We start from the raw sequence: 26,595 nt of genomic DNA on the forward strand, positions 1-26,595 counted from the left end.
CATGGCTCGAGAAATCTGCTGGGTGTCATCCCGTGGACAAACCATGGGATGACAGGGAGGGAATCGCTCCACGCGGGCAATGCCTGCTTGCAATGACTATTTAGTATCCATATTCTCCTAACACCTTAATAACATCATCATACATTAATTCTGTAACCGGGACACAATGATTACTCTTCACCATAACCAGCGGTGTTAGACCTGATTTATCACGATAATTAATATACGCAGTGTGTTCAATTAAAAACTGTATTAATTCTTCACCGCAATTAGCTTTTATAGCATGATGCAGAGCTATACGTCCTAATTGGTCTTTGTACTGGGCATCAACACCTTTACTATATAAATAAAGTTTCTACTAACTCTAAATCACCGGCATATATTGCTTTTTGTAAAAGCTTTTGTCCTAAAGCTTTATCAAATTCGAATGTCAATGATAAATATATTTATGTCATTCCTGCAAAAGCAGAAATCCAGCATAAAGCGAGCTTTAAATTTCAAAAATTTGCTGTATCTATAATTTTTTCTTGGATTCCTGCTTTCGCAGGAATGACATAAGAGCCATGCAACAACGCCTACGGCTGCGTAGCGCATGACGAAAAAATACCCTACCTCTCAGACAATAATATCTCTCTTTTACCTGTATGATTCGGTGGTGAGACTATTCCCTCTTTCTCCATCTTCTCAACTAAGTTGGCAGCTTTGTTATAGCCAATTCTAAGCGACCTTTGGATATAGCTAATGGAAGACTTGCGTTCGTCACGCACTATCTGCACAGCTTTTTTGTAAAGCACGTCATCAGAGGTGCCGTCACCGATATCAATGCTACTATCGTCTTCTTCAGGTTGCTCGATAACGGCAGAGATATATTCAGGCGTACCTCTCTCTTTCAAATATTCCGTAATTTGCTCAATTTCGGCTTCATTAACAAACGGTCCGTGTACCCTACTTATCTTGGAAGTACTCCCCATAAATAACATATCACCCATACCGAGTAACTGCTCGGAACCTTGCTCTCCTAAAATCGTTCGGCTATCGATTTTAGAGGTAACTTTAAAACTAATACGACTTGGAAAATTGGCTTTAATGACACCAGTAATAACGTCTACAGAAGGTCTTTGCGTTGCCATAATAATATGGATGCCTGCCGCTCTTGCCATCTGAGCAAGCCTTTGAATCAGCATTTCAATATCCTTACCGGCAACTAACATTAAATCAGCCATCTCATCAACAATAACCACTATGTAAGGCAGTTTTTCCATGTTCATTGTAACGGTTTCGTAAATAGGCTTACCTGTTTCAGGGTCAAAACCAGTTTGAATCGAACGCTCAATTACCCTATTCTCTTTAACCGCTTCTAAGATTTTTGCATTATAACCTGCGATATTCTTAACACCGATATTGCTCATCATTCTATAACGGTTTTCCATTTCCTTAACTGCCCATTTAAGAGCAACTACCGCTTTAGAAGGCTCGGTTACCACAGGAGTTAACAAATGCGGTATTCCATCATAAGCCGATAATTCAAGCATTTTCGGATCAATCATGATAAAGCGACATTCTTCGGGAGTATAGCGGTATAAGAGCGACACAATCATCACATTAATACCGACGGATTTACCCGAGCCGGTGGTTCCTGCTACTAATAAATGAGGCATTTTAGCAAGATCGGCAATCAGCGGCTTACCTGCTAAATCTTTACCCAAGACTAACGGCAATAAAGTTGATTTGTCTTGGTATTCTGGGGTCTCTATAAGTTCTTTTAAGCAAAAGAATTCACGCTGCTTATTAGGAAGCTCAATACCAAGTACATTTTTGCCGGGTATGACTGCTATCCTTGTTGATAAAGCAGATAGTGAGCGTGCTATATCGTCAGATAATCCTACTACCCTTGATGTTTTCGTACCTGCTGCCGGCTCAAATTCATATTGAGTTACCACCGGTCCTTGATTGATATTAATTATCTGCCCTTTAACTCCAAAATCATTCAGCACGGTTAATAACTCTTCAGCCTTTTGTTTAAGCTCTGAGGACGAAGCTCCTTTTACATGATGTTTTTCAGGATCACGTAATAACGAAATAGGCGGCAATTCTGCTATTTCGCTTTGAGATATTTTAGGGCTAACAGGTTTGCTAAAGAATTTTATAGGATTTGCAGGTACGGATCTCGCTTCTTCAGGAAATTTTACTTTTTCACTTACAGGCTTTTGGTAAGAAGAAGTTATATTTATCTTATCATTGTTTTTAGTAGGGAATAATCTTATCGACGACAATCGTGAAAATACATTATGTAAAAAAGATTGTATCCGATAGATTAAAAATTTCCCTATCTTAATAATAAAATTACTTAAAGAAGTAAATTTAATTTCAAATAAAACAACTAATATAATAAAGGTAAAAAATATTAATAATAAGTATAGTTGATTTGTAAATCGCTCAAAAAAATTAGAAGCTATTATTCCGATAGCTCCACCTGCATTTGCCGGTATGAATTCTAGCTTAATCTTAGATAATAATGTGCTACTGCTAACGAGAGCAAGCAACATTACAAACATACGGATAAATGAGCCGCGATATCTTCCATACCAACAATTTCTCCCCCAAACAAAGCAAGCAAGCGGTATGATAAAAGCAGCCAACCCAAAAAATTGATATAAACAATCCGATAAATAAGAGCCAAAAATTCCTACTAAATTACTATGGTACTCTGTTGTGACCGAGTTAAACGACGGATCGTCTATATTATATGACGTGAGAACAGTAACAATCCCAAGCCCGATTATCCCTAAGATAACCGCTTGTACCTTATTGTTTGAAAGAATTTTATTTATGTAATATAGCATAGTTTTAAATATTAAGCTAAATTATGAGTTTTATATCTTTTTCTATAATACTCTATAGGCTTTTCAATAAAGAAATATTATTACTGTTATAAAAGTAACCAACGTATTAAGAAATGTCCCATTATCAGCCCAATATGAAATAACAGGTAATATATTATACAAGACAATTAAATGACAACAATATATTGGGTAGAGAGTAAAGCAATTAATTTGTCTAACTTATTATCTTTGGTTAAGTCAAATATTTTTCCTAAAGATAGAGCAAATAAACAATAAAAAAGTAATTTTTTTAGTTGAGGCTCTATTGGGATAAACGGAAAAGTAATAATTATTAATATAATATATAAATAGAGTAATTGACTAAGCCAAGACTTTTTTTCGTTTATTTCTTGATTAGTATAAATATAAAATGCTTGACTACCAATTAAGAAAACTGCAAGTTCAGAAGGAAAGAATCTATAAGACCAAGAATCTCCTATAAATCCATTAAACTGAAGAATAATTCTAGTAATTAAAGATATACAAATTATGGATAAAATATAGATATTTTTCTTTTTTAGAATCCAAGGTGCCATTAAATAAAAAGAAATTTCTAGCCCAATTGACCAACCAGGAGGTATCAACAAAAATTGATAAAGAGGAGGCGTGGAGTCAATAAAGTATTTTGTAAAATGTACTGTATTATTATTAATTCCAATAAACATTGTTACATCTTGCAACAACATTGTTAGGTTTGCAAAAATTAAAAAAACCAGCCGGAAATGAAAGATTACACAATTGCTTAAAAAAGAAAATTTTTGCTGCAAGAAGAAAGTAACTAAAATACAAAAGATATAAGTAGGATAAAGCCTTAAATATCTACGTTTCCAAAATTTTATTTTGCTTGTATAGTTGCTCTGAATCATAGCCATATAAAAGCCGGAAATCATGAAAAAAGATTGTACTGCAATTGTTGTACCTATAAATTTAAGCAATGGATGAGAAGTTGAATGTGCAGCCACAACAGAAAGAGCAAATAATAACCTCACTACACCCATTATATTAAATAATAATTATATTAGCAATTATATAATATCCAAAACCTACATCAAGTAACATAGCAGCACTTCTCACAATAATAGGATAAGTTATTTACATTAAAAGAGCCATTTTGTATTATGAAAATATATTTTTTTGAGCGAAAGGTAACCAAAATTCATGACCATAAAAATCCACACGGGCAAAGATTTCATAAAGATGCGGGCAGCAGGAAAATTAGCTGCAGAGACGCTCGATTTTATTACTGATCACGTAAAACCGAATGTCACTACTAATAGTTTAAATGGCCTTTGTCATAATTTTATTACTTCTCATAATGCCATTCCTGCACCGTTAAATTACAAAGGCTTTCCGAAATCGATTTGTACTTCTATAAATCATGTGGTTTGTCACGGCATTCCAAACGATAAACCGTTAAAAAACGGTGATATAGTAAATATTGATGTTACGGTAATTTTAGACGGTTGGTACGGTGATACTAGCCGTATGTATTATGTCGGTGACGTAGCAATTAAGCCCAAGCGTCTTATTCAAGTAACTTATGATGCAATGATGAAAGGGATTGAAGTAGTTAGACCCGGTGCTAAACTCGGTGATATCGGACATGCTATTCAAAGCTATGCCGAGAAACATAATTATTCTGTGGTTAGGGATTATACGGGTCACGGTATCGGAAGAGTTTTTCATGACGAACCGTCAATATTAAATTACGGTCGCAGCGGCACGGGTCTAACGTTAGAAGAAGGGATGTTTTTCACCGTTGAACCTATGATAAATGCCGGTAATTATGACACTATATTAAGTAAACTAGATGGATGGACAGTTACTACACGTGATAAATCATTATCGGCTCAATTTGAGCATACTATAGGCGTGACTAAAGACGGTTTTGAAATATTTACGTTATCACCTAAAAAACTTGATTATCCTCCATACTAAACTGTAGGGTAAAAATTGATTTTGTTGTATGGCTATCTATGTCATTCCCGCGGGACATTGTTGCGTGGATCAAAAAACGCACTCAGTGTCATCCCGTGGCTTGACCACAGGATCCAAAAAGCATTTAAAAAGACTAGATCCCGCAATCAAGTTAGCTAGGATGACATTAAAGATTACTGGATTCCCGCTTTTAGCTAGGAATGACATCAGCAACATTTTACTTTATTTATAATTTGAATAAACATAAAGAATGTTAGAAAATAATTTGTTAGAATTTAGTAATGATGAAATAATAGATACGCCTCATTATATAGGTCACCGTAAAAGAGTAAAAGAACGCTTCGTTGCCGCTGGAGCAGAACATTTTTCTGATTACGAATTACTTGAAGTAATGTTATTTTCGGCTATCCCTCGTAAAGACATCAAACCTCTTGCTAAAAAATTACTTGATCATTTTGATATTACGGATTTAATTAACCTTGATAAGGAAAGGCTACTTAGTATTAAAGGCACCAATGAAAATTTATATATCAATTTTGCTCTACGTGAGCTGATACATTAGAGTATTGAAACAAAAAATAATAAATAAAAATATTAATGCTTCTTGGAGTTCTTGGATTGATTATTTAAAAGTTAATATGGGCAATATGCGACTCGAGCAATTTCGTATATTATTTTTGAATAAGAAAAATATTTTAATTGCTGATGAGGTTTTAAGTCAAGGAACTATAGACCAAGCTGCGGTATATCCACGTGAGATAATTAAACGAGCTTTATTTAACGAAGCAAGCAGCCTTATACTTGTGCATCATCATCCAAGCGGTAGCCCTGAACCTTCAAAAACCAACATTCATATGACAAATAAGATAGTAGAGACATGCCAAACCGTAAATATTATAGTTTTAAATCTAATATATTCCTATGAATATAAATAGCTACAGCACATTATTTATTTTTTCTTTTATATCCACCGCTATATTAACATATATATTAACTAAATATCTTCCTACTATCGGTTTAGTTGATATACCAAGTAACCGTCGTTCTCATGATAAGATAACACCGCGCGGCGGCGGTCTTGCTATTGTAGTTGTTGTAATGATTGCTTTGAGCGGGTTTGAATATATAACGAGCAATAACTTTGTTAATTCAATAAAAATATTACCGTTATTATTGGCAATTGCTTCGATTTCCTTTTTAGATGACTTAAAAGCCGTACCTATTCTAATTCGTTTAATAGTCCACTTAATTTGTGCAGCTTTTGCTATTTTTCTTTTTTCGCAGCTAAACTCTGTACATATACTAATATATTCTATTTTAGTTATAGCTTTAAGCGGTTTTATTAATATATATAATTTTATGGACGGTATAGACGGTATGAGTTGTGTGGAATCTATCCATCTATCTAGCACTATGCTTATATTATGTTTTTTACAATTTCCGACTATTAATAATCCATATTTTATAGCTAGTGTAAATGTTATTATTCTTGGTTGTTCTTGTGGTTTTTTAATATTTAATTGGCACCCGGCAAAAATATTTTTAGGAGACGTGGGAAGTATTAGTCTTGGATTCTTAACGGGTCTTTGTTTGCTCCTGCTGGCTCTTACAAGCACTAATTTATTTATAGCTTGTGCTATTGCTAGCTTATATTACATCACTGATGCAGTGCTAACCATATTAATTCGGCTACTCAATAAAGAAAAAATTTGGCAGCCTCATTTAAAACATTTTTTTCAAAAAGCAGTACAAAAAGGCAAATCTCATAAACAAGTAGTATCGATTATAGCAGTTTGTAATATATTTTTAATGATCATATCGATTACATCTTTACATTTTCCCGTAATATCTATAATGCTTGCTTTAGCCGTCATAACTTTAACAGTGCAGAGTTTATTAAAATGAAGCTAATTAAAGAGGATATCGATAAAATAGTTAGGCGTATATTTGCTAAACAACATCCATTGCTGCCTGAAATCATGATTAACTGGAATAAAATAGTCGGGTTTAACTTCAGCACTAAAGCATTACCTTTAAAAATCACCACCTATACTTATAAAAAACAAAAGATTAATACGCTGTTTATACAAGCTGAAGATAATGCTACTGCAGCAGAATTACCTTATTATCAAGATATTATTCTAGAACGTATTAAAATTTATTTAGGCTTTGCAGCAATACATCAAATAAACGTAACGTTTTATAAAGGCAAAAAGAGTCTTTAGATTAAGAGTTTGTTGGCATGAATATCAATGCCATCTCTACTATAACTCTGCAAGCTTGTAGGTGTTGTTGCCTGGCTCAGTTTATGTCATTCCCGCAGAAGCGGGAATCTAGTAAAACATCAAAAAACAAGTTTTTTTAGTTTACCAAATATGTATATCAATATTGAAGTTATTTTTCTGGATTCCCGCTTCCGCGGGAATGACATCGTACGGGCTAACCATACAACAACTCTGCAGCCGTAGGATCTAGGAAAAATAATCAAAATACTGTAAATCAGAATTTTTTACTGGATTGCTTCGTCAATTACTTCGTAATTTTCCTCGCAATGACAAAAAAGCTGAATCATGCGATAATACCTTGCAGTCGCTTAGCTCATGACGTCTCAGTATCCACGTAGGCAATACCAAAACATACAAACAAAAAAAGGAGTCTTTAATAAAGACTCCTTTTTCGTGTTAATAGCTTGTAAAAAGATTTCAGACTAATTACATATCAAATCTTAATCCTGCAATTAAGTTATGACCTTTATAACGGGTTCCACCAAATTTAACTTTATCCCCGTCAATAGTTTTGGTGGTATTTTTTGTTTTACCATAATCTCTCCAGCTATAAACTAGTTCAGCTTTTACACCTTGTGCAACTTCAAATGAAGTTCCTAAAGATAATTGATAAGCAAAGTTAGTTTTGTTTTTAGTAGTACCGTTGAAAGTGTCAGTTACACCACCTTTAATATCTTTAGAGTTAATTTTTTCCTTTACAAAAGCAGCACCAACACCTGCACCTGCAAATACTTTAAACATGCTTAAATCGACGAAATCAACATAACCGTTAAGTAATACACTTACAATAGTAGGTTTATTTTTTACTGAGAAAGAATTACCGTCTGGATAAGTTTTTGATTTCTTTAAATTACTACTTGCTACCGTTCCAATTGTTAAATCGGTTCTTAGATTATCCATGATATAGTAACCCGCACCGATCTCACCTGTAAATCCTGTATTAGACTTTATATTATTTAACTTAAAATCTGCTCCTTTAGGTTTTGTTTTGTTAAAAATCACACCACCGGCATTAAGTTTTAAATACCATTGATTTTCCACAGATGATGACATCGATGAATTAGTAGATGAAGCTACAGAAGAATTCATATCGCAATCAGCAAATGAAAGACCAGAAGTTAAAAGTGCGGTGCTTGCAGCTGCTATTAAAAGTAATTTTTTCATATTGTTAAATTTTTCCTTTAAATTTTATTAGTTGTTAGTAAAAACGATATTAGATAATAATTTTACAATTGTTACCTAAATTCGATAAAAAATAGCTTTAAGTGACATTTCTGAGTTGTCATCTAATATCACTCCGTGGCTTAACCACCACCGGAATCCAGTCTTTTTTTTTTTATTTCTAGATACCGTAAGCCACGGTATGATATTAGGTTATTACCTAAAACTATTAATATATTCTTGTTAATTATATATCAAATCTTATACCGGCTGTTAAGTTATGGCTTTGATAATGCATACCACCGGTTGGTACACTTGTTCCTTGGTAAATTACATTCTTACTTTTTGTTCTACCATCATCTATCCAGCTATAAGCTAGTTCTACTTTAACACCGTCGGCAATTTGTGCAGAAGTACCTAAAGTTAGCTTGTAAGAAATATTAGTTCTGTTTTTAGTGTTAGATGAAAGACCGGTTATCCCATTATATGTAATTTTTTCTTTAACTAATGCAGGACCAACACCGGCACCAGCAAAAACATCGAACATATCAAAATTAGTTAAATCTACATAACCGTTAATAAGTAAACGTGTAATAGTAGGTTTATGGCTTGCTGAAACATTAGTACGGGTAAAAGGTGCATTAGTCGCAGCTCCGGATTTCTTTAACTTACCACCGATTATAGTACCTAAAGTTAAATCGGCTCTAAAGTTTTCGGAAATATAATAACCGATACCTAAAGCAACTGGAACAGTTGTATTAGATTTTAATTTAACACCGGTTGCCTTATCTTTTTCTTCATTAAACATTGCTGCACCGGTATCTATTCTTAAATACCACTCATGATCCATGCCCTCAGCAAATGATACGCTAGAAGACAAAATTGTTGCACTTGTAGCAGCTATTAAAAGTAACTTTTTCATGATTAGCACCTCAAATTAAATAATTAAACATTATCTTAATGGCATATATAACATATTATATTTTTTAGTTCTATATTTAATCGGCAATTAGATTCACATAATAAAACTTTTATTAAGTTTTGTGATAAAATAAACACATATAGTTAATTCATGTATAAGATTTTTGAATGAATAGTTAATCCTATTCATTCAAAAATCTTATAATTTTCGCTTAAAAATATCTCAAAATAACAAATCAATTAGAAATCTTCACAGAACCTATGTATTTATTAAACTTATCTTTCTCATCTTTAAATTTATCGGCATCAGGCAAAGCAGTTTTTTTTTTGGTAATATTTTTCCATCCTTTATTTTCTATAAAATCTTTTGCACGTTCTACCCATTCTATTAACCCCGGTGATTCAGGTTTAATAGCACCTATAGGACAATCAGGAACACAAACGCCGCAATCTATACATTCATCAGGATTAATGACTAACATAAAATCATCTTCCCTTTCACCTTCATAAAAACAATCTACAGGACATACTTCAACACAATCGGTATATTTACATTTTACGCATTCATCGGTTACAACATAAGTCATTTTATTATCTGTTTTTGATTTTGTCGATTAATATAGCAGTTCTTAAAAGTAATACTAATAGAAAATATAATATAAAACTAATAAACATGATAATTAAAGGCTTTAGCATTGAAGAGTGAATAGTTGGACTCCCTAGCCTTAAAACACTAGCAGGCTGATGCAGACTATACCAAATATTTACCGAGAATTTTACTATCGGTATGTTAATCAGTCCGATAAGAGCAATAATAGAAGAAGGATTTTGTGCCTTTCTTATATTATCCGCACTATTCACCATAATAATATAGCTTAAATATAATAAAAATAATATGAGCATTGAGGTAAGTCTTGCATCCCAAACCCACCATGTCCCCCATATAGGTTTTCCCCATAAAGAACCTGTTACTAAACTAATCAAAGTAAAAGTAGCCCCAACGTAACTAGAAGCTACGGCTAGCAAATAGCTAATAGTAGTTTTCCATACTAAACAGCTAAAGCTGCATACTGCCATGAAAACATAAACACCAAGAGCCATCCAAGAGGCAGGGACATGAACATACATAATGCGTACAAAATCACCTTGCTGATAATCTACCGGCGAAACTATGAGGGCTAAATAAAGACCTATAATCATCATTACGCAAGTAGATATAGCTAATATAGGTATTATAACCTTTGATAATTTATTAAAATAATAGGGGGTTAATAGTTTTAGCATGTTTTCTTACTTCTTTATGTCATTCTGTGGCTAGAAATAACAGTTCTTATCCTCTTAAAAAACTCTTTCATTAATAGCCCCGAATCTTCGGCAAGAATTCCGCTATATATTTCCGGTCTATAAAAACAAGCACTACTGTTAAAATATCGCAAATTACTTTCGATTGCTCCGTGCTTGGAATCAGAAGCCCCATAAAATAAACGTTTTAACCTGCTATGAGCTATAGCTGCCGCACACATAGCACAAGGTTCTAAAGTAACGTAAATATCATAATCATTTAAATTTTTAGAAGATATAAGATTACATGCTTCATTAATAGCAATAATTTCAGCATGATAAAGAGCGTTATTTTTTTCTTCCGTATTGTTATGGGTACTAGCAATAATTTTCTGATTTAACCTATCTACAACTACCGCTCCGACCGGGACTTCATTTTTATCAAAAGCAATCTTTGCTTGTTTTAAAGCTTGCTCCATGAAAAAATTATTAAAATTAGCTTCTTTATCTAACAATATATTCACGGTACTTTACGTGTTCTTCGATTCCAAAAGGATCTTGGTGGATAATTATTTCAGCCTCCGGAAATTCCTGCAATATTTCAAAAGCAATCTCATCGCTAATTTTATGAGCATTATAAAGCGACATATTGCCGTCCATTTCCAGATGGCACTGGATAAAAGCTTTTTGACCGGCATATCTAGTTTTCATTTCGTGCATACCTTTTGCCCCTAAATGGTTATTCACTATCGAGATAATTTTTTGTCTGTCTTGTTCGGGTAATTCATGATCTACTAAATTTTTAAATGCCTTTTTAAATAAAGAATAAGAAGAGTGAAATATATATAACGAAATAACTACACCAAATAATGGGTCAACAAACCAAAAATAATCACTTAAATTTATAGAGATAATTACTATAACATTAGTTAGTAAGTCCGTGAAATAATGAAGCTTATCGGCTTTTACTATTTCCGATTCTGTTTTTTTAATTACATAAGTTTGGTAAAACACTAAAATAATTGTTAAGAATATACATACATACATTACAGTAGTACCGTCGCTAATATTCTCCGGTTTTGTTTTTTCAAATAAAGATTTAACCGAAGAAAAGCCTACAAAAAAAGCTGAAGCAAAGAAAAATATCGATTGAGAAAAAATTGTTAAATCCTGCAGTTTTTCATACCCGAATCGATGATGATGATCTGGCGGTTGCAGGGCAAATCTTAAAGCTATTAGATTAATAAAGGAGGAAGTTATATCAAGCATTGAATCCATTAAAGAAGCAAGGATTGATTGTGAATCGGTAACAACCCAAGCATATAATTTTATACTTAAAATAATTAATGCCGTAGTAACCGATAAATAAGATGCCGATTTTATTAACCGATTACGGCTATTAGTATCCATGACAAATCTTTCCAATTTATTTATTTGTAGTTTAACAAAGAAAATATAAAATTCAATTATAATGAGGTTCTGTGAACAAAATTAAAAATAATATTTTATAAAATACAAATAATTTAAATTTTGTTCACAGAATCTAGTTTTAGCTTTACAAAATTCTAAAAACCATATACTTATTAATTATATATTAATTTAGAGAGAATTATATGAAACTATTATCTAAAATTATGATTATAGCTCTTGCAACTTCTATGTTACAAGCCTGTAACGGTCCGGGCGGTATGAATAAACAAGGTACAGGAACACTTCTTGGCGGTGCTGGCGGCGCATTACTTGGTTCTCAATTCGGTAAGGGCAAAGGACAGCTTGTTGGAGTAGGTGTAGGTGCATTACTTGGAGCAGTTCTTGGTGGACAAATCGGTGCAGGTATGGATGAACAGGATAGAAGACTTGCAGAGCTTACCTCACAGAGAGCTTTAGAAACAGCTCCTAGTGGTAGTAACGTAGAATGGCGTAATCCGGATAACGGCAATTACGGTTACGTAACACCTAATAAAACTTATAGAAATAGCACTGGTCAATATTGCCGTGAGTACACTCAAACAGTTGTAATAGGCGGAAAACAACAAAAAGCATACGGTAATGCATGCCGCCAACCTGACGGACAATGGCAAGTTGTGAATTGATAGACAAAACGTCATTGCGAGGAAAATTACGAAGTAATTGCCGAAGCAATCTCAGGAATTTTATTATTTCATGAGATTGCCACGCAGCTTATGGCTGCTCGCAATGACGTTATAACAAAAGGAGCAACCTATGACTTTCATAATAACAAGTACGGAATTTAAACATAATGATCGCATTCCTGATAAATTTACTTGTAAAGGACAAAATGTTTCACCGCATCTTAGAGTGGAGTAATGCTCCTTCAGATACTAAATCTTTTGCACTTATAATGGATGATCCGGATGCACCGGTAGAAATAGCACCGCCACACGGTATATGGGATCATTGGGTAATATATAATATTTCTGCTTCTATTACTAAGCTTTCAGAAGGACAAATAGATAGTAGTATTAAAATTTAAAATAATAGCTGGCAAGAAAAAAAATACGGCGGTCCTTGTCCACCTGCCGGCAAACCTCATCGTTATTTTTTTAAACTATATGCCCTAAATGATTATCTTGAACTTGATGAGAATGCTAGCAAGCCAGATTTAGTATTAGCCCTGCAAAAACATTTACTTGCCGAGGCAACACTAATCGGCATTTATTCTATTTAATGAATGCTATTTATTGCCCACTGTGTCGTCCCGTGGCTTAACCACGGGATCTAGAAAAATAACTTAAAACATTAATAACTTTAGTATTTATTACTGGATCCCGTGGTCAAGCTACGGGATGACAGAAGTGAACTGACACATGCAAAAACCTATAATCGAGTTTCGTAACGTATCTAAAAAATTCGGTAATAAATTGCTGATAAATAACGTTAGTTTCACTGTCAAAAAAAATAATATCACTACTTTAATCGGACCTAACGGTGCAGGTAAAACTACCATAGTACGCTTAATGCTTGGACTTGAAAAACATACAAGCGGCGAGATTATAATTGATTCCAAACTAAAAATTGGATATGTACCGCAGAAGTTCGGATTAACCCCTGATTTACCTATTACAGTAAAAAATTTTTTAGAGTTGTTAGCACCGAGTAATTTTAATAACAATATTAAAGAGATTAACTCATTTATTGATTTGGAACATATAAAAGATCAAGAAATTTCTAAGCTCTCAGGAGGGCAGTTTCAAAAGGTAGTTCTTGCATGTTCAATAGTTAATAATCCCGACTTAATTATTTTAGATGAACCGTTACAGTCTTTAGACGTAACAAGCCAACAAGAATTTTATCAGCTTATTAATTTGATTCGTAAAAAGCTCAATATTACGGTTTTTATGATTTCTCATGATTTATTTACTGTAATAAAAAACTCCGATCAAGTGATATGCTTAAACGGTCACATATGTTGCAGCGGAATACCAAATGCAATAACTCCTAACTCTGAATTCTCAAATGCACTTTCTGCTCTAGGCTTCTATACTCACCACCATGACCATAAGCATTAGAATTCTTGCATAACTTATTTGTCTCCAAAAGGATCTCTCCTTATTAGCTATGTTATGCAAGAATTCTATTATACTTGAATTGTATTCCACGCTCACCTAAGCTTGTTCTGTAGCATCACCTATCAACTCTACTGTTAATGCATTGTGATCCGTATTATCGAACTGAGTTAAATCATTTTCATTTGTATTACCTGATTCTTGTTGGCCTGTTATCACATTAAACAATTCTTTCGTAATGAGCCTGGCCTTAGATAAGCTTTTTACCTTATAACTATTTTCAATAAAGAGTTTCTGCTGACTTGGTTTCATTGCAAGTAATTCTTTCACACTAACACCGGCGTCAGTCAAACTTTTTATATTATCGTCATTTTCAACAAAGCATTCTTGTTTATTGTTTTCTATATTCGAAATTTGTGCAAAAGTAAAACCTATGTTAAGCAACGATATTTCCTCTTCTGTTACATCTCGGTTCATTTGCTTACTTATTATAATTTGTTGTAGTAATTTACTATCAGTTTTTACAGTTTTTAGCTCTTCAATAGTAGAATATTGATTAACCTGGTTATTAGCATTTTTTCCTAAGTTTAATTCTATTGTTGGTACTTCTCTTGTAATAGGATAAACATTTGTTGCATCGCCATATATAAATCTTGCTCCATTGGTTTTGGATGAAGTATAGTGTTTATATCAAGTTTAGGAGTTTGTCCGCCACATCCTACATATAAATTTAATGCTTGTTTTTGTAATGCTTCTCTCAATTTATTTATTATAGGTACAAATAATAATTTATCTTCTTTCCCTAAATGCTCAAATGAATCTAGTACCATACATAGAAGTGGCTTTTTCATTCTTTTTTCCCTCTCCAGCAAGCCAAGCATATGACTGAGCTCTTATATTTCCTTTATCATCCGTAATTATATAAAAACCGGCATTTGCTTTACTCATACCGTCTAAAATACATCTTTCGGAATCATGTCCTATAGATTGGCAAGAATTACTAAATTTACCAAGCATAAAACCTTTCATATCATCGGCAGGTAATTTAGGAAAATTATACTTTTTGCCTGTTACCTCTATATCAAAATTAATATCAGGCATATAATATTCTTTTATAAAGTTCAATGCTTTTTGAAAACTATTATTATCTAGTTTTCCTTTTAAAGAAAAATTAGCTAAATTTTTTGCATGTAATTTATTTTCTTCTGATAATTCTTCTGCGTTGTACTTATAAGATTCTTTAATTACTATTTCAGTTACTTGATTTACTAATTCTTTAAATCATTTTTAGTTATCTGCTGAAAATCATTTAATTTATTTTCTTTAAGAATTTTTTGAAATTTTTCAGTTTTTTCCAGTAAGTGTGCATTACTGAAAATATATAATGAGTCTCTTCCAGATTTATTTAAAATTTGAAAAAATTCTAATGTTTTGGAAGACAATGTTTGTGGTAAATTAAATTGAAAACTCAATTCTATTGTTTCTTTTGTATCATAATTAACAGTTTTTAAGTAACTTTTTATATCTTCTAAATTTCCAAAGTAAGTAGATACTTTTTTAGCCATTTCTAAAGAATTTAAACCGCCATTCTCCTTATATAAGTCAGCGATTTTCGACAATATGGCAATATTCCTTACATAGTTCTTTACTAATAAGATTTTTTTAAGGCGTGTATTTGTACTTAAATATTGCTTATGTATTTTTTCAAAAACATCATTAGTATTTAATTGATCAAAATTATTTTCTAATAATTCTTTTAATGTATCACTAGACTTTTTATTAAAGCCCTCTTTATATAATATATTTCAGCATCGTCTTGGTTTATTCCAGCTTTTTTTAAAGTCATGGGATTACTTTTAGCATTTTCTTCTAAGGTTGTTATGGCCTTTTCTAAATTAATTTTTTCTTTTGGATCACTAGCTTTCGCTAGTTTTTTGTTTAATTGTTCCAAGCGTTGCTTTGGATCTTGTTTATCTATCCATTCTTCGGTAGTTAATAAATTATAAGTTTTTTCAATACTATTAAATGTAACTTTCATTAATTTCTTCTTTTATAATTATTCTACAAAAAACCATAAAACATGATAATTTTTAGAAAATAGCAAGGATTAGATTAATTTTTCTTAACGAAATCAAGGGATGAGTGTTAAGGATAATTTAGAAATACATCAAATAGCAAATTATATAGAGTAACTTACTATTTATATTAGATCACACCAAATATTGCTTTAAATATCTACCGGTATGGCTTTCCTCACAGGCAGCGATGTCGGCAGGGGTGCCACATACAACTATCTTACCGCCTTTGTCGCCACCTTCAGGACCGACGTCAATAATATAATCTGCAGTTTTTATAACATCTAAATTATGCTCGATAACTAAAACGGTATTGCCCATATCAACAAGTTTATGTAACACTTTTAACAATTTATTAATATCGTCGATATGTAATCCCGTAGTCGGTTCATCAAGTATATAAAGCGTTTTACCGGTTGAACGTCTTGATAATTCTTTAGCAAGCTTAACGCGTTGTGCTTCACCACCTGAAAGAGTAGTAGCAGACTGACCGATTTTAATATAGCCTAGACCCACTTCATTTAAGGTAATTAATTTTTCATAGATTAACGGTATTTTTTCAAAAAACTGCATCGCATCTTCTACAGTCATCATCAAAATATCGGCAATAGATTTACCTTTATATTTTATTTCAAGCGTTTCTCTATTATATCTGTGACCGTTACAAATATCACACTTTACATATACGTCAGGTAGGAAATGCATCTCTATTTTTATTAGCCCATCACCTTGGCATGCTTCACATCTACCACCTTTAACGTTAAACGAAAATCTGCCTACTTTATACCCTCTAGCTTTTGATTCAGGTAACTCCACAAACCAATCCCTAATATGGGTAAAGGCACCTGTATAAGTCGCAGGGTTTGAACGAGGAGTTCTACCTATCGGAGATTGATTAATATCGATAATTTTATCAATATATTCAAGTCCTTTTAACTCTCTATATTTGCCGGGAAATACTTTGCTAGTTGGCTCTAAATGCTTTAGAGCCGCTTTATATAGAGTATGAATCATCAAGCTTGATTTACCGCTTCCCGATACTCCCGTTATAACAGTAAAAGTACCAAGCGGAATTTTGATATCAACATTATCTAAATTGTTGGAAACCGCCCCAAGTAATTCAATTGCCCTATTATCATGCCCTACTCTTGTTTCAGACGGCACTTTGATTGTTTGACGACCACTTAGATACCTACCTGTGATACTTTCTTCACAATTCTTTATTTCTTCAGCATTTCCTTCCGCAATAACACGACCGCCGTGAATACCGGCTCCCGGTCCTATATCAATAATATGGTCTGCTTCATATATTGTTTCTTCATCATGCTCAACTACCAAAACGGTATTACCCAAATCTCTAAGCCTTTTTAGTGTCTCAATTAATCTTGTATTATCTCGTTGATGAAGACCAATAGACGGCTCATCAAGTACATATAAAACACCGCTCAGTCCTGAACCTATTTGAGATGCAAGACGAATACGCTGACTTTCCCCCCCCGATAAAGTACCTGCTTCTCGTGATAACGTTAGATAATCAAGCCCGACATTCATAAGAAATTTTAATCTCTCGGTAATTTCTTTGAGTATACGCTCAGCAATAAATAATTGCTTTTTATTTAATTTTTCTTCTAAGTGACTAAACCATTTTTGCAAGGCTGCAATACTCATACCTGCTACTTCGCCTATATGAAAATTTGCTATTTTAACGCATAATGCTTCGTCTTTTAATCTAAACCCTGAACAAGCAGTACATTTATGCTCTGACTTAAATTTAGCTAGTTCTTCTTTAATTAAAACCGATTCTATAGTACGGTCCTTTTCTTGCAAACTTGGTATTATACCGGCAAAAGGTTGTTTTATTATTTGCGTTTTAGAACCATCGTGAAATTCAAACTTTATTGCCTCTTCTCCTGAACCTTCAAATAAAATATCCTTAACATTTTGTGATAAACTTACAAAAGGTACTTCAATAGAAAATTTATAATGATCGGCAAGAGCCTTTAATGTCTCTAGGATAAATTTAGAAGCTGTACTACCCCAAGGCACTATTGCACCGTCTTTAATAGCAATTCTTTGATCCGGCACTATTAAATCTCTATCAAAGAAAAACTCCTTACCTATCCCTTCACATTTAGGACATGCTCCAAAAGGACTATTAAAAGAAAAGATTCGAGGCTCTATTTCAGTAAGCTGAAAACCCGATACCGGACAAGAATATTGCTCGGAAAAAGTAATACGCTGATTTTTTTCAAACTCGCTCTTAACTGCCGGCGGTAATTCTACAATTTCCAAATAAGTAATACCCTCGGCAAGATTTAACGAACTCTCTAAGCTATCTGCAAGTCTATTACCTAAACTTTCGTCTAGAACTATTCTATCAACGATCACTTCTATATTATGCTTCTTATTTTTATCAAGTTTCGGTAAATCATCAATTTCGCAAACTTCCCCGTTAACTATTAATTTCTGAAAGCCTTGCTTTTTCAAATTCATAATTTCACGCTTGAACTCACCCTTATGTCCTCTAACAATAGGAGCGAGTAAATATATTTTCGTACCCTTAGGTAGTTCGTTAATTATATCTACCATCTCGGAAACTGTTTGGCTATGTATCGGAAGACCGGTTGCCGGAGAGTAAGGAATACCCACCCTTGCATATAATAACCTAAGATAATCGTAAATTTCCGTTATAGTTCCAACCGTAGAACGTGGATTTTTGGAAGTAGTTTTTTGGTCAATTGCAATAGCAGGCGATAATCCGGAAATAGATTCTACATTAGGTTTATTTTGTAAATGTAAGAATTGCCTTGCATATGAAGATAAACTTTCAACATATCGCCTTTGACCTTCTGCATAAATAGTATCAAACGCTAAAGAAGACTTGCCTGAACCGCTAAGGCCGGTGATAACAACAAATTTATTCCTTGGAATATTAACATTTATATTTTTTAGATTATGCTCTTTAGCACCGCGTACCTTAATGTATTCTTGGTTCATAATCACTTCACTACAAAATTTTTGAGATATTTTTTAAAAAACCTGTAGTATTATAGGCTCTTTTATTTTATTATTGCAATAGTAATATTTAAAAGTAGGTATTAATGGCAGGTAGTTTAAATAAAGTAATATTAATAGGTAATGTAGGGCGTGATCCGGAAATGAGAACTACGGGCGAAGGAAAAAAAATCATTAATCTTTCCTTAGCAACAACCGAAACTTGGAAAGATCGCATTACCAGCGAACGAAAAGAACGCACTGAATGGCATAGAGTAGTGATATTTAGTGAAGGGTTAGTATCTGTTGTAGAACGCTATGTCACAAAAGGTAGCAAATTATATATTGAAGGTTCATTGCAAACCCGTAAGTGGAATGATAATTCAGGTCAAGAAAAATATACCACGGAAGTTGTGTTACAAAACTTTAATTCACAATTAATATTATTAGATAGTAAAAACTCTAATAATCATAATCAAGATTCAGGGCATAGCGAATATAAACATCCTGAAACTAAAAATCATTCCTTTGACCATAGCGACTTAGACGACGAAATACCGTTTTAATCAAAATTGTTATGAAAAATTTTATTTGGGCAATAATATTTTTAATACCAATATTTCTTTCAGGGTGTTCTACTACTCATGATGTAGCTAGAAGGGTAAAGCATTCGCAAGATATAGCAACTCAAAATAACTTTCAGATGGGGCTAGTAAACGGTGGTGATTTTACTCTTACGACTTATCAGCGTATTACCGACCGTAACCTACCTTTTGTATTCTATATTGAAGGAGATGGACATCTTGCGGATGGATCTGCTAATTCCGACAACCCTACTCCCGTTAATCCGATGCTCTTAAAGCTTGCTACAATGGATAAAAGACCGAATATTGTTTATATAGCAAGACCTTGCCAATATACTCCTTTAGACATGAACCCAAAATGCATTAGCGATTATTGGTTAGATAAAAGAATGGGGCAGGAAGTTGTAGATTCAATTAACAATGTCATAAATATTATCAATAACGGACAAAAATTTAGCTTAGTCGGCTTCTCCGGTGGCGGCGGGCTTACAATATTAATTGCCGCTCAAAATAGTAATGTTAAAGATATTATAACGATTGCCGGTAATTTAGATACTAAAAAGTTTGATAAATATCATAATTATCGTGGTTACTTAGTTAAATCCTTAAACCCGATAAATTATGCAAAACAGGTTAATAATATCCCTCAATTACATCTCTCCGGCATGGATGACAAAAGAGTCCCGCCTTTCATAGCAGCACTTTACGTAAAAGCAAGTAACTCACCGTGTGTAAAAAAGCAAACTTTTCCTAATATTTCTCATACAAAAGGTTGGGATAAAGTTTGGTCTAATATATTAGAGATTCCTCTGATTTGTAATTAGGCATTAGGAAATATTATTAATTTATATTCAAGCACTTATCATGGCTTTTGCCCTTAATGTTATGCCGGCTGTACCAAATTGTTTTAGACATTTTCCAATCTTTAAACGCTTTACTTCCGTAACATTTACACATGCTGTATCAACTGCTTGTATGTATGTTATTAGCTCTTTTGGTTTTCCTCACTTAATAAAAACCTTTAGAAACTGGGAAGTATTAATTATTATGATTCCAACAAGTATTGGATTTGGTATATTTCATTTTGAAAAATTGAAGCAAGAAAGTGGAAATTATCCGACAAAATCTTTTGCTCCTTCTCCGGTGATGTCTGCTTAATTGATAAATATTTATAGCAGGTTTCCTGTAATATCTATTAGTTTAAGCATATTATTAGAGAATTACAGGAAATAATCAAAAGTTTTAATAATTAGTAATAATTATAATCTATAATATTGCCGACGTTTCACTAAGCCTTGCAGCTTAAGACCGCCTTTAGCACACATCTATCGCAGTAACTCGTTAGCAGCGTTTGCATATTCCCCTCGGTTTAGCTTTTGCTGCAATGTTGATGCTTGAAATGCCCCAGCCCCACAGTTGAAAATAAACGAGATTAAGGCGGCTTGTTGGTTTTCGGTTAATGGCGCACACCCTAGTAGACGATTATCGATACATTTACCAGCTTCGAGTAATTATTATTTATCTTTCTACAGATCCTCGTTTGCTTTTTTGCGATATATTCTTGGGAGTAGTAATAAGAAATGAGGAAGGGGAGATTTATGTTTGTTAATAGTAGCCCTTATGCGTTCTAGTGTTTGTTTAGTATTTTTATTAGCATGTATTATAGCATCCATATAAAATACCTACTTCTTTCTGTTCTTTTTTGAAAGCTTCTTTATTTCCTATGTTAGCCAAAGCTTTAAAACTATGTTTTATAACTTGTCCAATATTTTTAAAAACATGCGAATTATCTTTTTTAGCTGTTTCTTTGCACCATATATCTAGATTCTCTAATTCTTTTTTGAGTTCTTGAGAAATTGCTTTTTTGTTTTCAGGATTTGCATTCCATTTTTCATAAGTATTAATAATCTTTTCTAATTTTTCTTTAAACTCTTTTTCGTTATTACTCGGTTTTAAATTAAGCATTACACCAGAATGGTCTGATGATAGTTCTGTGAGGGTATTAATAATCATTTCTTCTTTTAATCCATTATTAGCTCCATTAAGCAAATTTTCATATTTATGTCTACATATGGAACGATACTTGTGATATCATGATTATTAAATATTAGTTAACACAAAAGAAATTAAAGCTTTAATTAATAAACTTGAGAAATATTTTTAATATTTCGTTTTATAAGGTGATACATTATACTATTTAGAAGAAAGAGAAAAGCTGCTTAGTTTAGAGACTTGGTGAAAGACAATTAATATTCAGTTAAACGGTCAAAAGCTTGATTTTATGCTGCATCTGCGGTTTGATACGTTTTTAGAAATACCGAGAAATGCAGAATGGCGCACCCTAAAGGATTCGAACCTCTGACCCACAGATTAGAAATCTGTTGCTCTATCCAGCTGAGCTAAGGGTGCTAAACATTCATGGTAAGCATGATATCAGTTTAAGCAAAGTTTTTCAAGGATTCTTTTTTTATATAATAAGCAAATATGATAAAAAATATTCATGGATAAATTCTACAATTACAATTCTTCTTCACATCAGGCTTTACTTAGTTTTAAAGTAAAGCCTAATTCTAAACAAAATCTAATTAGCAATTTTGTAATTATTAATAATATCCCATATCTAAAATTATCTATAAAAGCAATACCGGAACAAGGTAAAGCGAATGCAGAAATCATAAATTATTTAGCAAAAGAATGGAAATTATCACGTAGTAATATCGAAATTATTAAAGGTCATACTCATAGCTTAAAAACGATATTGATAAAAAATATTAATGAAGACTATTTAAATTTGATTATTAATTCCTATATTAAATAAGGTGCAGTTGTTGCTAGACTTCCAATGTCATTCCCGCCTATGCGGGAATCCAGTTTATATTTATTATTTTCTAGATTCCTGCTTTCGCAGGAATGACATAAGCAGTCATATGACGAAAAAATAATTTATTAACTGGAATAATTATGATACAAGAAAAAAAGAAATTTGATGCCGAGGTTGGCAAGATTTTAAATTTAATGATTCACTCTCTTTATAGTAATAAAGAGATTTTTATGAGGGAGTTAATTTCCAATGCTTCGGATGCTTGTGATAAATTACGTTATTTATCTCAAAGTAATAGTGAATTAGTAGCCGGCGATAGCAATTTTAAAATTACGGTTAAAGTCGATAAAGATAACGGACAAATCATTATCCGTGATAACGGCATCGGCATGAATAAAGACGATTTAATTGAAAATCTCGGTACTATTGCAAGATCGGGTACGGCAAATTTTCTTAAAAGCCTATCCGGTGATTCTAAAAAAGACAATATGCTAATTGGTCAATTTGGTGTTGGATTTTATTCAAGCTTTATGGTAGCCGATAAAGTGACTGTAACCTCAAGAAAAGCTGGGGAAGATAAAGTCCATATTTGGGAATCAGACGGGCTTGGTGAATATACTGTCTCAGATTCAGATAAAGAGTTCACAAGAGGCACGGAAATCATTTTACATATCAAAAAGGAAGAAGATACATTCCTTGATCATTTTAGATTAAAACACATCGTTAAAAGCTATTCCGATCACATAGCAGTACCAATATATTTCTTTGATGAAGCTGGTAATAATGAAATCCAGCTTAATTCAGCTTCTGCATTATGGACAAGACCGAAATCGGAAATTACGGAAGAACAATATAAAGAATTCTACAAAAGTCTATCTTATGCCATTGATGACCCTTGGATAACTATGCATAATAAAAACGAGGGAGCTATAGAATTTACTAACCTACTTTTCATTCCATCAAGCAAAACATTTGATTTATTCCACCCTGATCGCAAAAGGCGAGTAAAATTATATATAAAAAGAGTATTTATATCTGATGAGAATATAGATTTAATCCCGTCATATTTAAGATTTTTACGAGGCGTGGTTGATTCAGAAGATTTACCACTAAATATTAGCCGTGAATCACTGCAGCATAATAGCGTGCTTGAGAAAATCAAAAATGCTATCACAAAAAGAGTGCTTGGCGAGCTTAGAAAAAAGAAAGAGGAATCACCTGAAGAATATAATAAGTTTTGGGCTAATTTCGGCGGTGCTTTAAAAGAGGGTTTATGTGAGGCTACTACCAACCATGAAAAATTATTAGAGGTATGCATATTCAGAAGTGCCTTGCATAATAAAATGATCAGCCTTGACGAATATATAGCGAATTTTAAAGAAGGGCAGAGTACTATATATTATTTAAGCGGTGATAACCCCGATAAATTACTTTCAAGCCCACAAATCGAAGGGTTGTTAAGTAAAAAAATCGATGTATTACTTTTTACCGATACAGTGGATGATTTTTGGGTAAATGTTAATAGCAAATATAAAGAACATGCTATTAAATCAGCGACAAGAAGCGATATCGATGTAGAGCAAACTACTTCACAATCTGAGGAGAAAAATACAGATAGTAAAAAATCCGATGATGAATATAAATTGCTAACAGATTATTTTAAAGAGATACTGGGGGAGTTGGTAAAAGAAGTTAAGATCTCTAAAAAACTTACTTCAAGTCCTGCTTGTCTTGCCGTTAGCGACGCTGCTATGGATATTCGTATGGAGAGATTTTTGATTGAACAGAAACAAATAGCTAATGCCTCAGCTAAAAATCTAGAGTTAAACCCTAAAAATAAAATCATAGAGAAAATCTTTAACGACTTAAAAGCAAATAATAAAAATAATGAAGAATTGGTTAATCTAATATTTGATCAAGCCTGTATTTTAGAGGGTGAACCGGTTGCTGATACAGGTGCATTTTCAAAGAGATTAAACGATATTGTACAAAAAGCCATATTATAACTTTAAACTTTTTTAATTTTAATGTAGAATAGCTGCAAACGTGAGTTTGGAAGTATTGTTCTGTTCGATGTCATTCCCGCGTAGGCGGGAATCTAGAAAGAACATTCAAAATATCTGATTATAGAATTTTATAATTAATCAAATTGGATTCCCGCCTACGCGGGAATGACATCGAGAAAATGTCTTATTACGATATTATATTTAGCAAACATATAGATAAGATCAAAAGCGAAGGAAGATATCGAGAATTTAAGGCCTTAAAAAGACAAGCCGATAATTTTCCTTTTGCAGAACACGCTAATAAACAAATAGTTATGTGGTGCATTAATGACTATTTGGGTATGAGTAAACATGCAAAAGTAATGCACGCTTCTATAGATGCCTTGCTAAAATACGGTGTTGGATCAGGTGGAACTCGCAATATCGGCGGTAATAATATTGCCATTCTTGGGCTTGAAAAAGAACTTGCAAATTTACACAAAAAGCAAGCAGCTTTAGTTTTTACATCCGGTTTTGTTGCAAATGATACAACGCTTGCAAGTCTTGCTAAAATCATGCCGGATATAGTATTTTTCTCCGATGAGCTAAATCATGCATCAATAATTGCAGGGATTACAAGTTCAAGAGCCGAGAAATATATATATAAACATTTAGATGTTAAGCATCTAGAAGAGCTTTTACAATCAGTCGATATTAATAGACCGAAAATTGTTGTTTTTGAATCGGCTTACTCTATGGACGGTTTTTTCTCACCTATCAAAGATATAATCAACTTAGCCAAAAAATATAATGCTTTAACCTTTATCGATGAAGTTCATACGGTCGGTTTATACGGTAAACGGGGTGGCGGTATTGCCGAGCTTCTTAATTGTAGTGATCAAATCGATATTATTCAAGGGACACTTGCCAAAGCATATGGTACTATCGGCGGTTATATCACTAGCAACCATAATTTAGTTGACTCTATAAGACTAACCGCTCCAGGGTTTATTTTCACTACTTCATTGCCGCCGGTAATTTCTACCGCTGCAACGCATAGTATTAGACATCTTAAAGAATCGAATGAAGAACGAATAAAACATCAAGAAGTAGTTGCAAAACTTAAAAATTCTTTTGAACGTTTTAATATACCGTATTTGAAAAATGAAAGTCATATAGTGCCGATAATTATTGGTGATCCGATTAAAACGGCGAAAGCCTCAAATATGCTCCTTAATAAATACGGTATTTACGTTCAACATATCAATTTTCCAACCGTGCCGAGAGGTACGGAACGCCTCCGCATCATCCCAACCCCTGCCCATACCGACAAAATGATCAATGATTTATCTGTAGCTTTAGTGCAGATATTTGCCGAACTTGATATAGAATTATCTTCTGCTAAAGAACTGAACGAAGAAGTACGCTTAAATAGTAATTGACTAAGCAGTCTAATAAAAAATGCTCTTAATTTCATTCCTGCGTGGCATTGTTGCGTGGATTGGTTTTCCGTAATTGCGAGAAGAATTACGTAGTAATTCGACGAAGCAATTCAGTAAAAAATTCTGTAAATCAGAATTTTTTTAATTATTTTTTTGGATTGCCACGTCGCTTCGCGCCTAGCAATGACGATTTGGCCTCCACGTAACAACACTTTCAGTTATTTAGCTCATAACGATATCTATCTTTGGTTAACAATGCCACAAATCTTATACCCAATTTATTTACTTGCTTTTGCTCCTAAATCATCTAGTTTATTGCAATATACTCTAAAAAAGTAGGATATAACCCTTTAAATTCTTTTTAAAAAATAAAGGGTTACCCCATAAATACCTTATCTTTATATAATTTAAAAAATAGTTGTATTTTTATACCACTATAGTATTAATTTTTTATTTCTATATAATTAATTTGTTTACTTTGAAGAATTTATAATTTGTTTTTGCTGCAAAATTTCAATACAAGGCTGTAATTATTGAAGTTAACTCAGATAAAGAACAAACGAGCAATAACAAAAAAGAAAAAAGTACTTCTACAAAATCGACTACGGCTAGTCGCTTAGCTCATGACAATATCCATCTTTAATTTAGCAATGTCTAAATTTTAACTTAATATAATTACCGAATATGTCTTTTTTTGAC

29 protein-coding genes, 1 tRNA gene and 3 pseudogenes are annotated in these 26,595 nt (G+C 32.9%); 14 read left to right on the plus strand and 19 right to left on the minus strand.

What is annotated here, in order from left to right:
• Positions 1-100 precede the first annotated feature (100 nt).
• The 3 genes from RSA_RS10370 to RSA_RS06315 all read right to left on the minus strand — a co-directional run bounded on the left by RSA_RS10370 (position 101) and on the right by RSA_RS06315 (position 3,880).
• A complete protein-coding gene (locus RSA_RS10370) occupies positions 101-298 on the minus strand; it encodes an ankyrin repeat domain-containing protein (RefSeq protein WP_081498237.1) in 198 nt (65 codons plus the stop codon).
• Between the two features lie 310 nt (positions 299-608).
• On the minus strand, positions 609-2,843 hold the full coding sequence (locus RSA_RS06310) for a DNA translocase FtsK (RefSeq protein ID WP_014365055.1): 2,235 nt from the start codon (positions 2,841-2,843) through the stop codon (positions 609-611).
• 167 nt (positions 2,844-3,010) lie between these two features.
• Positions 3,011-3,880, minus strand: coding sequence for an acyltransferase family protein (locus RSA_RS06315; protein ID WP_014365056.1), 870 nt, complete (start codon positions 3,878-3,880; stop codon positions 3,011-3,013).
• Between the two features lie 160 nt (positions 3,881-4,040).
• Here RSA_RS06315 and map point away from each other — a divergent pair, with 160 nt between their 5' ends.
• The 5 genes from map to RSA_RS06340 all read left to right on the plus strand — a co-directional run bounded on the left by map (position 4,041) and on the right by RSA_RS06340 (position 7,045).
• Positions 4,041-4,820, plus strand: coding sequence for a type I methionyl aminopeptidase (gene map, locus RSA_RS06320; RefSeq protein WP_012151385.1), 780 nt, complete (start codon positions 4,041-4,043; stop codon positions 4,818-4,820).
• 250 nt (positions 4,821-5,070) lie between these two features.
• The gene (locus RSA_RS06325; RefSeq protein ID WP_014365057.1) at positions 5,071-5,382 is read left to right on the plus strand and encodes a UPF0758 domain-containing protein; all 312 of its coding nucleotides are present in this window, start codon (positions 5,071-5,073) and stop codon (positions 5,380-5,382) included.
• Between the two features lie 4 nt (positions 5,383-5,386).
• On the plus strand, positions 5,387-5,755 hold the full coding sequence (locus RSA_RS06330; protein WP_014365058.1) for a JAB domain-containing protein: 369 nt from the start codon (positions 5,387-5,389) through the stop codon (positions 5,753-5,755).
• Positions 5,742-6,725 carry an MraY family glycosyltransferase gene (locus RSA_RS06335; RefSeq protein WP_014365059.1) on the plus strand — a complete coding sequence of 328 codons (984 nt, stop codon included), beginning with the start codon at positions 5,742-5,744 and terminating at the stop codon, positions 6,723-6,725. Before RSA_RS06330 ends, RSA_RS06335 begins: the two co-directional genes overlap by 14 nt.
• Complete coding sequence (locus RSA_RS06340; RefSeq protein ID WP_014365060.1) at positions 6,722-7,045, plus strand: DUF721 domain-containing protein; 324 nt, start codon at positions 6,722-6,724, stop codon at positions 7,043-7,045. The genes RSA_RS06335 and RSA_RS06340 overlap by 4 nt, the downstream gene beginning before the upstream one ends.
• A 486-nt stretch (positions 7,046-7,531) precedes the next feature.
• Here RSA_RS06340 and RSA_RS06345 read toward each other — a convergent pair whose 3' ends face one another.
• From RSA_RS06345 to RSA_RS06370, 6 genes are all read right to left on the minus strand, one after another.
• Complete coding sequence (locus tag RSA_RS06345) at positions 7,532-8,269, minus strand: outer membrane protein (protein ID WP_014365061.1); 738 nt, start codon at positions 8,267-8,269, stop codon at positions 7,532-7,534.
• 244 nt (positions 8,270-8,513) lie between these two features.
• Positions 8,514-9,188: an outer membrane beta-barrel protein gene (locus RSA_RS06350; RefSeq protein ID WP_014365062.1), complete on the minus strand. Its 675-nt coding sequence runs from the start codon at positions 9,186-9,188 to the stop codon at positions 8,514-8,516.
• 235 nt (positions 9,189-9,423) lie between these two features.
• On the minus strand, positions 9,424-9,774 hold the full coding sequence (locus RSA_RS06355) for a ferredoxin family protein (RefSeq protein ID WP_012151392.1): 351 nt from the start codon (positions 9,772-9,774) through the stop codon (positions 9,424-9,426).
• Between the two features lie 4 nt (positions 9,775-9,778).
• Positions 9,779-10,471 carry a heme ABC transporter permease gene (locus RSA_RS06360; protein WP_012151393.1) on the minus strand — a complete coding sequence of 231 codons (693 nt, stop codon included), beginning with the start codon at positions 10,469-10,471 and terminating at the stop codon, positions 9,779-9,781.
• A 14-nt stretch (positions 10,472-10,485) separates the two neighbouring features.
• Positions 10,486-10,992: a nucleoside deaminase gene (locus RSA_RS06365; protein WP_014365063.1), complete on the minus strand. Its 507-nt coding sequence runs from the start codon at positions 10,990-10,992 to the stop codon at positions 10,486-10,488.
• Positions 10,973-11,878 carry a cation diffusion facilitator family transporter gene (locus RSA_RS06370; RefSeq protein WP_014365064.1) on the minus strand — a complete coding sequence of 302 codons (906 nt, stop codon included), beginning with the start codon at positions 11,876-11,878 and terminating at the stop codon, positions 10,973-10,975. The genes RSA_RS06365 and RSA_RS06370 overlap by 20 nt, the downstream gene beginning before the upstream one ends.
• Positions 11,879-12,081: 203 nt before the next feature.
• Here RSA_RS06370 and RSA_RS06375 point away from each other — a divergent pair, with 203 nt between their 5' ends.
• Positions 12,082-12,561: an RT0821/Lpp0805 family surface protein gene (locus tag RSA_RS06375; RefSeq protein ID WP_004997204.1), complete on the plus strand. Its 480-nt coding sequence runs from the start codon at positions 12,082-12,084 to the stop codon at positions 12,559-12,561.
• Here RSA_RS06375 and RSA_RS10500 read toward each other — a convergent pair.
• Positions 12,560-12,646: pseudogene (locus RSA_RS10500) on the minus strand (lytic transglycosylase domain-containing protein); the annotation flags it as partial. The gene RSA_RS06375 and the pseudogene RSA_RS10500 overlap by 2 nt on opposite strands.
• Positions 12,647-12,691: 45 nt before the next feature.
• On the opposite strand from RSA_RS10500, the pseudogene RSA_RS08680 reads away from it, so the two are divergent.
• Positions 12,692-13,157, plus strand: a pseudogene (locus tag RSA_RS08680) (YbhB/YbcL family Raf kinase inhibitor-like protein).
• A 139-nt stretch (positions 13,158-13,296) separates the two neighbouring features.
• The gene (locus tag RSA_RS06385; protein ID WP_014365066.1) at positions 13,297-13,998 is read left to right on the plus strand and encodes an ATP-binding cassette domain-containing protein; all 702 of its coding nucleotides are present in this window, start codon (positions 13,297-13,299) and stop codon (positions 13,996-13,998) included.
• Positions 13,999-14,094: 96 nt separating this feature from the next.
• Here RSA_RS06385 and RSA_RS06390 read toward each other — a convergent pair whose 3' ends face one another.
• The 6 genes from RSA_RS06390 to uvrA form a co-directional block, all read right to left on the minus strand.
• Positions 14,095-14,472 (minus strand): hypothetical protein, encoded by a 378-nt coding sequence (locus RSA_RS06390; protein WP_231284232.1) that lies wholly within the window; start codon positions 14,470-14,472, stop codon positions 14,095-14,097.
• A 116-nt stretch (positions 14,473-14,588) separates the two neighbouring features.
• The gene (locus RSA_RS06395) at positions 14,589-14,825 is read right to left on the minus strand and encodes a hypothetical protein (protein ID WP_016830557.1); all 237 of its coding nucleotides are present in this window, start codon (positions 14,823-14,825) and stop codon (positions 14,589-14,591) included.
• Entirely contained in the window at positions 14,806-15,096 is a 291-nt protein-coding gene (locus RSA_RS06400; protein WP_014362505.1) for a hypothetical protein, read from the minus strand. Before RSA_RS06400 ends, RSA_RS06395 begins: the two co-directional genes overlap by 20 nt.
• A 167-nt stretch (positions 15,097-15,263) precedes the next feature.
• Positions 15,264-15,614 carry a hypothetical protein gene (locus RSA_RS06405; protein ID WP_014363324.1) on the minus strand — a complete coding sequence of 117 codons (351 nt, stop codon included), beginning with the start codon at positions 15,612-15,614 and terminating at the stop codon, positions 15,264-15,266.
• A gap of 137 nt (positions 15,615-15,751) precedes the next feature.
• Positions 15,752-16,033, minus strand: coding sequence for a hypothetical protein (locus RSA_RS06410; RefSeq protein ID WP_014365067.1), 282 nt, complete (start codon positions 16,031-16,033; stop codon positions 15,752-15,754).
• Between the two features lie 172 nt (positions 16,034-16,205).
• Positions 16,206-19,067, minus strand: coding sequence for an excinuclease ABC subunit UvrA (gene uvrA, locus RSA_RS06415; RefSeq protein WP_014365068.1), 2,862 nt, complete (start codon positions 19,065-19,067; stop codon positions 16,206-16,208).
• A 104-nt stretch (positions 19,068-19,171) separates the two neighbouring features.
• Here uvrA and RSA_RS06420 point away from each other — a divergent pair, with 104 nt between their 5' ends.
• From RSA_RS06420 to RSA_RS06430, 3 genes are read left to right on the plus strand one after another with little or no spacing between them, the layout of a single operon-like run.
• Positions 19,172-19,630 (plus strand): single-stranded DNA-binding protein, encoded by a 459-nt coding sequence (locus tag RSA_RS06420; protein WP_010977855.1) that lies wholly within the window; start codon positions 19,172-19,174, stop codon positions 19,628-19,630.
• An 11-nt stretch (positions 19,631-19,641) separates the two neighbouring features.
• A complete protein-coding gene (locus tag RSA_RS06425; protein WP_014363326.1) occupies positions 19,642-20,472 on the plus strand; it encodes an alpha/beta hydrolase family protein in 831 nt (276 codons plus the stop codon).
• Positions 20,473-20,512: 40 nt separating this feature from the next.
• Positions 20,513-20,806: a hypothetical protein gene (locus RSA_RS06430; protein WP_014365069.1), complete on the plus strand. Its 294-nt coding sequence runs from the start codon at positions 20,513-20,515 to the stop codon at positions 20,804-20,806.
• A 101-nt stretch (positions 20,807-20,907) separates the two neighbouring features.
• Here the strand turns inward: RSA_RS06430 and RSA_RS08150 are convergent.
• The 3 genes and pseudogenes from RSA_RS08150 to RSA_RS06440 all read right to left on the minus strand — a co-directional run bounded on the left by RSA_RS08150 (position 20,908) and on the right by RSA_RS06440 (position 22,057).
• Positions 20,908-21,138: pseudogene (locus RSA_RS08150) on the minus strand (glycoside hydrolase family protein).
• Positions 21,139-21,298: 160 nt separating this feature from the next.
• Complete coding sequence (locus RSA_RS06435; protein ID WP_041472368.1) at positions 21,299-21,697, minus strand: hypothetical protein; 399 nt, start codon at positions 21,695-21,697, stop codon at positions 21,299-21,301.
• 283 nt (positions 21,698-21,980) lie between these two features.
• Positions 21,981-22,057: transfer RNA gene (locus RSA_RS06440), tRNA-Arg, on the minus strand.
• A 91-nt stretch (positions 22,058-22,148) separates the two neighbouring features.
• Between RSA_RS06440 and RSA_RS06445 the strand changes: the two genes are divergently transcribed.
• The 3 genes from RSA_RS06445 (at position 22,149) to hemA (ending at position 25,896) form a co-directional block, all read left to right on the plus strand.
• Complete coding sequence (locus tag RSA_RS06445) at positions 22,149-22,466, plus strand: A1G_07140 family DUF167 domain protein (RefSeq protein ID WP_014365070.1); 318 nt, start codon at positions 22,149-22,151, stop codon at positions 22,464-22,466.
• 143 nt (positions 22,467-22,609) lie between these two features.
• A complete protein-coding gene (htpG, locus tag RSA_RS06450; protein WP_014365071.1) occupies positions 22,610-24,475 on the plus strand; it encodes a molecular chaperone HtpG in 1,866 nt (621 codons plus the stop codon).
• A 179-nt stretch (positions 24,476-24,654) separates the two neighbouring features.
• The gene (gene hemA / locus RSA_RS06455; protein WP_014365072.1) at positions 24,655-25,896 is read left to right on the plus strand and encodes a 5-aminolevulinate synthase; all 1,242 of its coding nucleotides are present in this window, start codon (positions 24,655-24,657) and stop codon (positions 25,894-25,896) included.
• Positions 25,897-26,595: the final 699 nt, after the last annotated feature.

It is taken from the genome of Rickettsia philipii str. 364D (assembly GCF_000283995.1).
Classification (GTDB): domain Bacteria; phylum Pseudomonadota; class Alphaproteobacteria; order Rickettsiales; family Rickettsiaceae; genus Rickettsia; species Rickettsia rickettsii.